General features: G+C 45.2%; 1 protein-coding gene. It reads right to left on the bottom strand.

Annotated features, from left to right (window positions below):
- On the bottom strand, positions 1-602 hold a 602-nt coding region (locus tag A3757_RS25620), incomplete at its 3' end, for a peroxidase family protein (protein ID WP_304439175.1).
- Between the last annotated feature and the right edge of the window lie 19 nt (positions 603-621).

Genomic DNA, 621 nt, shown 5'->3' on the forward strand with positions numbered 1-621 from the left:
TCGCCATCACGCGTGTCTTCAATATTGATACGCTCAGAAACAACATTTGAACCGATATCGTAGATATCTACCGCATCACGTAGTAATGGGTGCATACGATAAACCGCAACGAATTCCTCAGTCAGTACATAAGGAACATCATAGTTATTTGGTTTGCTTTGGCCAACCAAACCACCAAGGATATGGTCAATTGCGCCTGGCGTGCTTAACTGTTCAGCTTTTTCAGGATCAAATAATGCGATGGTGTTAATGAGCCAGGAATTAGGACCTTTGATATCGTCCGTCACATTTTGGATCAAATCACGTGTTTCAGGATTACGCGCGATACCCCACCAGTTTGCTTCCATCGACAACTCTAATGCAGGGTTGGCGATAATTGCAGGCGTCCATTCAACGGTGTGAATCTTCGCCATCAAGGCAGAGTTGATCAAGCGGGACTTATCAAATAGCCACTGATCTGTCGCGTTTGGATAGTTTTCCTTCAGCTTGTCAGCAATAGCGTTATGCTCCAAGGTGAATAGCTGGTGCATCATGCTAAGATCTAGCCACCAGTTGTCACTAAAGCCAGTAACCGGCACGCCACTCCAGAAGTCTGTTGGCAAAGTACCATCACTTTCAATA

The sequence above is a fragment of the Oleiphilus sp. HI0117 genome (assembly GCF_001635235.1).